Annotated in this window: 5 protein-coding genes; 3 read left to right on the forward strand and 2 right to left on the reverse strand. The window is 71.6% G+C overall.

Annotation, left to right across the window (positions count from 1 at the left end):
* Positions 1–48: 48 nt before the first annotated feature.
* The gene (locus tag G6045_RS19885) at positions 49–1,074 is read right to left on the reverse strand and encodes a LacI family DNA-binding transcriptional regulator (RefSeq protein ID WP_165333353.1); all 1,026 of its coding nucleotides are present in this window, start codon (positions 1,072–1,074) and stop codon (positions 49–51) included.
* A gap of 346 nt (positions 1,075–1,420) precedes the next feature.
* Here G6045_RS19885 and G6045_RS19890 point away from each other — a divergent pair, with 346 nt between their 5' ends.
* From G6045_RS19890 to G6045_RS19900, 3 genes are all read left to right on the forward strand, one after another.
* Complete coding sequence (locus G6045_RS19890) at positions 1,421–2,437, forward strand: LacI family DNA-binding transcriptional regulator (RefSeq protein ID WP_165333354.1); 1,017 nt, start codon at positions 1,421–1,423, stop codon at positions 2,435–2,437.
* Between the two features lie 71 nt (positions 2,438–2,508).
* Entirely contained in the window at positions 2,509–4,713 is a 2,205-nt protein-coding gene (locus tag G6045_RS19895) for a glycosyl hydrolase family 28-related protein (RefSeq protein WP_165333355.1), read from the forward strand.
* Positions 4,710–5,681 (forward strand): glycosyl hydrolase, encoded by a 972-nt coding sequence (locus G6045_RS19900; protein WP_165333356.1) that lies wholly within the window; start codon positions 4,710–4,712, stop codon positions 5,679–5,681. Before G6045_RS19895 ends, G6045_RS19900 begins: the two co-directional genes overlap by 4 nt.
* On the opposite strand, the gene G6045_RS19905 is transcribed toward G6045_RS19900, so the two are convergent.
* Positions 5,678–6,886, reverse strand: a complete 1,209-nt coding sequence (locus tag G6045_RS19905) for a serpin family protein (RefSeq protein ID WP_235968073.1) — start codon at positions 6,884–6,886, stop codon at positions 5,678–5,680. The two genes, G6045_RS19900 and G6045_RS19905, sit on opposite strands and share 4 nt — an antisense overlap.
* Between the last annotated feature and the right edge of the window lie 112 nt (positions 6,887–6,998).

Below are 6,998 nucleotides of genomic sequence, written 5' to 3' on the forward strand. Positions count from 1 at the left end.
CCGGTGCCGGTGCCGGTGCCGGTGCCGGTGCTGGTGCTGGTGCTGGTGTCAGTGGCGCGGCGGCGGCGCGAGCGTCTCGCCCTCGACCGGCCGGCAGGCGAGCAGCCGCTGGGTGACCGTCGCCTGGCCGTGCAGCATCTCCGTCAGGAGATCGACGGCCTGGCGGCCCATCTCCTGGCGGGGGATGGTGAAGCCCGTGTAGTCGAGCGGGGCGTCGACCGGGGTGGTGGGATCGCCGAGCGCGATCACCGAGAGGTCCTCGGGGATCCGCAGACCGCGGCCCCGTGCCGCCTCGGTCAGCTCGACGGCATCGGAGAGGAAGTCGACGAGCACCGCGGTGGCACCCGCCGCGAGAATCCGCTCGAGGCGGTCGACCGGATCGGGCAGCTCGACCCCGACCTGCAGCGTGTCCTCGCCTGCCGCCCTGCGGAACCCCTCCAGGCGGTCCGCCGACGACTCGGCCACCGCGCCGGGACCGACGAACGCGAACCGTTCGTGCCCCAACGCGCGGGCCCGGTCGACCTGTTCGGCCGTCGCGGACACATAGTCGGCGCCGACATACGGCACCGCGAGGCCGTCCGCGTCGTCGCGGCGCCCGACACAGACGAACGGGTAGTCCTCCGTGACCAGACGGCTGAGCTCCGCGGACGGGATCGCCCGGCCGAGCAGGACACAGCCGTCGGCGACCCGCAGGCGGTTGTTCTCGTGGAAGATCCGCCGGATCCCGTCCTGCACCGGAGCGCTGGTGAACAGGAGCAGATCGCAGCCGCTCAGCTCGGCACTCTCCTCGATCCCGCGCAGGAACGGGTAGTAGAAGTCGGCGCTCGTGGAAGGGAAGACGGGTTCGTACGTGAAGACGCCGAGGATCTGGTTGAGCTGCTTGAGCATCCGGCGCGCCAGCGGGTCCGCCGCGTAACCGGTCTCGCGGATCACCCGCAGTACACGCTCCCGGGTTTCGGGCGCGATACGTGCCGCGTCGGGCCGGTTGTTGAGCACCAGCGACACCGTGGTCTGGCTGACACCCGCGAGTCGTGCGATATCGCGCTGGGTGAGCCGGCCGGGAGCCTGAGGCATGGGAAGGAAACCCCTCACGTAGAGTGGCTAATACGTATTGCTTGGAGCAGATGCCGAGGAAGCTAGGTGCGGATCACGCGCCGCGTCAAGGGTGTTGCAGCAGGAGTAATACGGATTAGCGGTCGATCACCGGCGGCTGCGGCGGTGTCACGCAGGGCAAGCACCCAGGCCGCGACGGGATTTCGGCCGCCGCGATGCCCTTCAGTAATACGGATAACGACTGCGCGCCCCTTGACGCCGCCGACCCGCAGCGATGAGCATCCCTGCCCATACGGCCCTGGCGAACAGTCGGCCGGAACAGTTCGTTATGCGCATAACAACGCGATGGGGCGGGGGAGGTGAACCGATGACCGCACGGGTGACTCAGGCCGACGTGGCCCGGTTGGCGGGGGTGAGCCAGGCAACCGTCTCGCTTGTCCTGAATGCCGAGTACGACCGCGTGGGCGAGGCCACCCGCCGCCGTGTCCTCGACGCGATCACCCGTACCGGATACGCCGCGAACCCGCTCGCCCAGCGCCTGGCACGGGGCCGCAACCAGATCGTGGGCGTCTTCACGTACGAGCCCGTCTTCCCCTCCACCAGCGCCGACTTCTACTTCCCGTTCCTGCGCGGAATCGAAGCCGAGGCCGAACGGCGCGCCTGTGACCTGCTGTTGTTTACCAGCGCCCCGGTCGCCGACGGCCGCCGGAGCCTCACCGGACAGGGCCGCGCACGGCTCGCGGTCACCGACGGCTGTGTGCTGCTCGGGCGCGGCGAGGACAAGGCCGAGCTGGCGCGGCTGAGCGAGGACGGCTTCCCGTTCGTGTTCGTCGGCCGCCGTGAGCTGCCCGGCGGGGCGGATCTGGCATTCGTCGGCGCCGACTACATCCGTGCGACGGCCGACGTCGTACGGGTCTTCCTCGACCACGGCCATCGGCGCATCGGCTTCGTCGGCGCCCCAGGCGGCCGCGAGGCACACCAGGACCGGCTCGACGGCTATCGCACCGCGATACGGGACGCGGGGCTGCGTCCCCTGACCATCGACCCCGATGAACTCACCCCGGACGAGATCGCCGACCTTGCCCGCGACAACCGGCTCACCGGCCTGCTCCTCGCCGAGAGCCACCGCGCCGAGGAACTCCGCGCCGCGGCCGGGCGCCGGGGGCTCGACGTTCCGCGCGATCTGTCGCTCGCCGTGCTCGGACAGCCCGAACTGCCCCTGCACAGCGACCTGAGCTGGACCGGATTCCGCATCCCGCGCGAGGAGATGGGCCGACAGGCCCTCGCCCTGCTCGCCGAACTCATCGACGGCCGGATGGCCGAGCGCCATCGGCTCCTGCCGTGCTCCCCGCAGCCGGGGGAGACCGTGGCCGCCGCGCGCTGATCACCCCAGAACCTTCCGCAGAGCCATCCTCCGTGGCGCCACAACTGCCCGCACAGTAGAGGGAGTTCCGCATGCCCCCGGACCACCGCAGCCTGTCCAGACGCGGCTTCGTGGCGCTCGGCGCCGGCGTCGCCGCCGTACCGCTGCTGCCGCAGCCCGCGACCGCGGCGGGAACGCGGTACGACGACCCCGTCGCGTACCGCTCGATCCATACAAGCCGTCCCCCGGACCCGACCGCCGTCATGCTGGGCGGCCCCGGCTTCGAGGTGCACGCGGACGGCGTCGGCGACGACACCGCCGCCGTACAGGCCGCACTCGACGAGGCCTCCCGGCGCGGGCAGGCCAACGGGCTCGGCGACATCCTGCTCGGCGCCCGCGACTTCCCCAAGGGCGACGGCGGCGGAGTCGTCCTGGTCCCCGCGGGCACCTACCGGCTGACCTCGCGGGTGACCGTGCCCGACTCGGTGCGCGTAATCGGATACGGGGTGAAGCGCCCGCTGTTCGTCCTCGGCGCGCACACCCCCGGATACGCCGACGGCACCCCGCGCGAGATGTTCGGCTTCCTGCGCCGGCCGGTCGGCGGACCGGTCTCGTACGCCAACAACGACACCTTCGGCTCGGCCCTGGTCAATCTCGATCTGCGCATCGGGCCCGGCAACCCGGACGCCCTGGCCGTCCGCTTCGGCGGCGCGCAGCTCTGCATCCTCCAGGACCTGGACATCGAGGTCGGCGAGGGCCTCGCGGGCATCGACCACAACGCCAACCTCATCCAGCGCGTACGGGTCTTCGGCGGCGAGGTCGGCTTCCAGGCGTACGCCGCGTCGGCGGGCTGGCAGACCACGCTGCTCGACTGCCGTTTCGAGGGGCAGCGCACGGCCGCGGTCACGATGTTCAACGACGCCAAACTCACCGTCGTACGCGCGGTGATCGCCCGCACCCCGCGCGGCTTCGCGTCCTTCCCGGGCCAGTGGCAGCACCTCTACGTCGAGGACTCGCACTTCGACGCGGTCACCGACGCGGTGGCGGTGCTCAACGACAGCACCTCGCTCCCCGGCGCGGAGAACGACCTGATCCGCCTCGGCAACCAGCTCACCCTCCTCAACTGCACGACCACCGCCACCGAGACCCTCCTCCTGCGCGCGCAGAGCGGCACCCGCACCAGCGGCCCCGGCAGCGGAACCGTCCGCGAACTCACCTACGGCCTGCGCATCGAGAACGCGCTGAGCGCGGACGAGTCGCGGCGCGACGGGGTGTATCTCGCGGATGCGCCAGGTGTGACGGGCGACCGCATCCGCGCGATGCTCCGCACCGATGCCGCACCGCCCCCGTCCGTCGAGGACTGGGTGAGCGTCGCCGAGGTGGCCGAGCGGATGGGCCGCACGATCGGGCAGGGCGCCGACGACCTCGCGGTGTTCCAGGCCGCCGTCGACCGCCACGACACGGTCTTCGTCCCCATCGGCCAGTACCACCTGAGCGGCACCCTCACCCTGCGCGCCCGCTCCCGCCTGATCGGACTGCACCCGCGCCAGACCTGGCTGCGCACGGTGGACGCCCACCCGAACTTCAGCGACCACGACCGCCCGCGCGCCCTGCTCTCCACCCCGTACGGCGGACGCAACCACATCAGCGGCCTCGGACTCGACACGGCCGAGCGGACCCCGGGCGCGGTGAGCCTGCTGTGGCGCTCGGGGCCAGGCTCCCAACTCGCCGACATCACCACCCAGTTCGTGAAGTGGCACCCCGAAGGCGCCGCCGAGACCGGCAACCCCGGCTACACCTACCGCGGCCGCCACAAGCACAGCATCTGGGTGCGCGGCGGAGGCGGCACCTTCGCCAACATCTGGAGCGCCAACGGCTGGTCCGACAACGGCTTCCTGGCGGAGGACACCGCCGTACCCTCCCGCCTGTACGAGCTGTCGATCGAGCACCACGAACTGCGCGAAGTGGTCCTGCGCTCCGTCACGAACTGGGACTTCCTCGGACTTCAGACCGAGGACCACATCCACGGCTGGCGCTCCCGGGCCGTCGAGCTCGACCGCTGCCGCGATCTGCTCTTCGCCAACTCCGTCTTCTTCCGCGTCGCGACGGTCCTCGGCCCGCACCCGTACGCGATGAGCGTCCGCGACAGCCGGCGCATCACCCTGCGCGGCAACCGCGGGTACCGGGACAAGACACCGGAGTTCACCCAGTGGGGCGCGGCGATCACGGATGCGCGCTCCCAACGCCTCGTACCCGAGCCGGAGTTCACGCTCATCGAGATCGAGGGCGGACGATGAACCGCGGGCGGACGACGAGCGGCCTCACCCGCCGGGCCTTCGGCCTGGGCGCCCTCGCGGCCTCCGCGACGCCGGTGCTCGGCGCCGGCCCGGCGCGGGCCTCGGCGTTGTCGGCAGCGTCCCTGATCCCGGCCTCGGGCGCGCACTTCGGCGCATACAACTACATCGGCGACGACACCGGCCTCTCAGGACCAGAGCCGCTCGAATCGAAGATCGGGCACACTCTCGGCATCAACCACTGCTTCCAGATGTACGACGCGTCCCCGCCCCTCGTGCGGATGCGCACCGACATCGCGGCGGGCCGTATCCCGATGCTGTCGTGGGCGGCCGGTGACACCGCGCGCCTGCGGGCGATCCTCGCCGGCACCCACGACACGTGGATCGACGGCCAGGCGCGGGCGCTCGGCGCGCTCGGAGCCCCGCTTCTGCTGCGCTTCACCTGGGAGTTCGACCTCCGGTACACCGACACCGGCCTGTTCAAGGAGGTATGGCAGTACGTGCACGGGCGGTTCGCCGCCCCCGCGCCGCAGGTCGCGTTCGTGTGGTGCCCGACGTGGCGGGCCTATCGCGAGACGGCCAAGGCGGAGCCGTTCTACCCCGGTTCCGCGTACGTGGACTGGATCGGCGCGGACGGGTACGCCCGGCCGCGCCTGGAGGAACCGGCGTACGACTACCGGCCGTTCACCTTGATGTTCGACGCGGCGCACGCGTTCGCCCTCGCGCGCGGAAAGCCGTTCATCGTCGGCGAGACGGGCGTCCACCGGTCGGACACGCACCCGGTGCAGGCGGCGTGGCTGGGCGCGGCGCACTCCGCCGTCAAGGAGTCGTTCCCGGGCCTCAAGGCCCTGGTCTACTTCCACCGCGACGGCACCGACGCGGACGCGCACTGGCGGGTGACGGTGCCGGACAGGGGCGCGGCCCAGCGGGCGTTCGCGGCGATCGCGGCCGATCCGTACTTCAACCCCTAGCGGCGGTCGTTCTCCGGGTACGGCGTCGGGTCGGCGACCCAACCGGCGGTGAGGACGAGCCGGGAGGTGCGGTGCACGGTGAGGAAGCCGAAGGGGCGGTCGAACCGGGCCGTGAGGCGGCGCACCGTGTACCGCGGCTGCGGCGGCGCGGAGCCGGCTGCGGCAAGGACGACCGAAACGGCCGCGGACTCGAAGCCCTTGGCGTCGAACACGGCGAGGGCCGACTGGGCCGCCTGCTGTACCGCCAGGGGGTTCGGTCCGATTCCGGGGAAGTGGCCGCTGGTCCTGTCGGAGGCGGTGACCAGGCCGTACAGCGCGGCCTGTGCCATCAGATCGTGCTGCGCCTCGATACGGAACGGGCTGGTCGTGACATGGAGTTGGGGCCGGTCCGGGCGGAAACTGCGCTCGTCGGTGACCGACACTCCGGGGCCGGGTTCCCCCAGCGGCAGGCGGTCCCCGGTGACCGCGTCGCGGTGCAGCGCGTCGATGCCCTGCGACAGGACCTCGGCCGGCGTCCACTCCTCGGGCCCGAGCAGCAGATGCACATCGACCCCGGTGCTGCCGAGGACCTTGAGAACGGTGAGCGGTCCGGACGGGGTCTCGGCGACGGCCAGGCGGTCGAGCAGGGAAGAAGTGCGGTGCAGACCGAGCAGCGGTCGGTCACGCCAGGGCCCTTCCTGCGGCCACAGAAGCGTCTCGGTGAACGGGCGCAACCATCGCGTACGGACCAACTGGGCGCCCGCGAGCACGAGTTGGGTCGTGTCGTCCACCTGTACGGGCATCGAAGGGATCAGGCCGTCGGTGTGCTCGGCCGCCCAGGCGTCGAGCCGCTCCTGGCTGACGTCCGGGTCCTTGTCCAGAACCCCGGTCATCCCGGCGGGCAGCCGCAGCGTCCACTCCGGATGCAGGGGAAGGTCCTCGCCGGTCCAGAACCCCACCGCGGTGCGTGTCCCCCGTATCGAGGCGAAGGCGTCGAGCAGATCGTGCGCCATCCGTATCGCACGGTCCGCCCGTACCCCGACCGCCTCCTCCAGCTCCTGCCGCGCGGGCCCGGCGGCGGGATCCGCGAGCAGCGCGAGCAGCGGCCACAGACTGGGCGCGGAGAACACGGTCGCCTCCGCCCCGGTCAGCCCTTCGGCCCACCGCCGCGTGAGACGGTTCACGGCACGTACGGTCTCGGCCTTCGGCTGCATGGCGGTGATCATAAACCCACAGATCCTTCAGCCCCGCCGGCGTTTGAGGCGATCTTTCAGCCCCTGCGGCGATTGAGCAGATCCGACCGGAGGTCGGATGCGGGGTCCGGGGCGAAGCCCCGGT

Source organism: Streptomyces mesophilus (genome assembly GCF_011044995.1).
Lineage (GTDB): Bacteria > Actinomycetota > Actinomycetes > Streptomycetales > Streptomycetaceae > Streptomyces > Streptomyces mesophilus.

What these genes read in the sequence shown, in the direction of transcription:
- G6045_RS19905 (WP_235968073.1), bottom strand. Translation starts at nt 6,886, where the DNA reads ATGATCACCGCCATGCAGCCGAAGGCCGAGACCGTACGTGCCGTGAAC.
- G6045_RS19900 (WP_165333356.1), top strand. Translation starts at nt 4,710, where the DNA reads ATGAACCGCGGGCGGACGACGAGCGGCCTCACCCGCCGGGCCTTCGGC.
- G6045_RS19895 (WP_165333355.1), top strand. Translation starts at nt 2,509, where the DNA reads ATGCCCCCGGACCACCGCAGCCTGTCCAGACGCGGCTTCGTGGCGCTC.
- G6045_RS19890 (WP_165333354.1), top strand. Translation starts at nt 1,421, where the DNA reads ATGACCGCACGGGTGACTCAGGCCGACGTGGCCCGGTTGGCGGGGGTG.
- G6045_RS19885 (WP_165333353.1), bottom strand. Translation starts at nt 1,074, where the DNA reads ATGCCTCAGGCTCCCGGCCGGCTCACCCAGCGCGATATCGCACGACTC.